1 protein-coding gene and 1 pseudogene are annotated in these 1,701 nt (G+C 39.6%); both read right to left on the reverse strand.

All coding sequences use genetic code 11. The features are described 5' to 3' along the window. A pseudogene (locus JZO69_RS15935) lies at window positions 1–212 on the reverse strand (WxL domain-containing protein); the annotation flags it as partial. Between the two features lie 172 nt (window positions 213–384). Then, window positions 385–1,701: Ig-like domain-containing protein (locus JZO69_RS15945; RefSeq protein ID WP_207113809.1), on the reverse strand; the 1,317-nt coding region annotated here is incomplete at its 5' end.

A 1,701-nucleotide genomic window follows, 5' to 3' on the forward strand; every position in this document is an offset into this window, starting at 1 on the left:
CAAACTGGCCCAACAGGAGGTGTTACCTCTGTCTCATTTTGTTCAAATGAAATTTCTGCTTCGGAGTGCACTGGAGATTGGATCGTTATTGGCGGTTTAACCTCGTTTCCTCCAGTCTCTGTTTCTGCAAAAGCAGAGGCTGTTCCTAGTAATAAGCTAGCAAATGTTACTACCCCTGTAGTAGTGAATACTGCATTCTTTTTCGATATCATATTTTTTTCTCCTTTGAATTTTTATATAGGTCTATCAATCAACTCCCAAGTTAAGGAAGTTGTATAGTTACCTTTCTTTTTTCGATCGAGCCAGGAACTTTGACTTGTATGCTTTTTTTACTTTCTTCTTTATCTTTACCAAACATAATCATCCAAATTCCCTTCCCTCTCACTATGGTCCATTTTCAAGTGTCCATATTATTTGAGTGGAATATTCTTTATCTGACTGAACACTCCCAGGCAGGACATTCAACACCACTTCTTTGTCTGTCTCTTTCGTAAAGTCCACTTGAATAACACCGTTGTTTAATTTACTTGGTTCATACATCAGTGTATTTAATTCGGTCAGTTTTTTATCCACAACCTTACCTGATTCGTACGAGCGATAGACTAAACTACTCGCTGAAGTCAACCCGTCTTTGGTTTTCAGTGGATGATCCATTTTTGCTAACAAACGCCATTTATTCATTTTAAATCGAGTGTCATTTATAGACAGGCTTAACTTATTTTCTGAAAGCACAAACTGTTCTTTCGATGCAATTGTTTGGGTTCCAAATGTGAGTTTGTCTATCGTTTTATCAAAAGACAAACTTCCCTCTAGGAGTGTTACTTTAAATACTCTTGTCAAACTTCCAAGCGTAACCGTGATCGAATATACTCCTGGTTCTTTTTTTAGGCTTCCTTGACTATAGACAAGTTTGTCATTGATCAACTGCCCTTTATCTAAGTCCCACGCCTCAACTGCTCCGTGTTTTAAAATAAACGCCTTTTGCTCAGCCGCTGTTTCTGGTAAATCAATGGCTAAGGCTGAGAAATCATCGGCTTTCAGTAGGTTTTTACTATCCATTGATGTCAAAGCATCTTTTACGATGATTGGTACAACAACAACGAGAGCATTTCCTGCTTTATCAGTCAATGTGATGTCAGCCGTTTTATACCCTGTTTTAGAAACATCTGGTGTTTTCGTCATTTTAATAGTTAAATCTGCTGTTCCAGCATTATCTGAAACATTCGCAAGCATTTTATCGATGGATGGCAGCTTATCGCCTAGGGTTAACTCTTGTTTTACCGCTTCAGCTTTTGGTGGTGTGGTATCGGCGACAACCTGAGAATCAGAAGCAACGCTGACATTCCCTGCGGCATCTGTTGCAGTAACATAATACGTTTTATAAGGAACTAACGGTTTTTTAGCTTCTGGTACAACCAATGAATATTGACCATCCGTCCCAGCTGTTCCTGTTAAAAACACAGTTGCATCCGATTTATCATACATCGTGACCGTTGCTCCCGCTTCCGCCTGACCTGAAATGGTTCCTGTTTGGTCTTTGATTGCATTTAATGTCGGTTTCTCTGGTGGGATGACATCTTTGACTTGCCGTGTTTCAGAAGTCGTTTTCCCTCTTAACATGCTCGTCACGGTGATTTTTTCATTCCACTTAAAATACTTTCCTTCTGGCAGTGAGTAGCTAAAGTTCCCTTCTGCATCTGC

The sequence above is a fragment of the Candidatus Enterococcus ikei genome, assembly GCF_017316105.1.
Classification (GTDB): Bacteria; Bacillota; Bacilli; order Lactobacillales; family Enterococcaceae; genus Enterococcus_L; species Enterococcus_L ikei.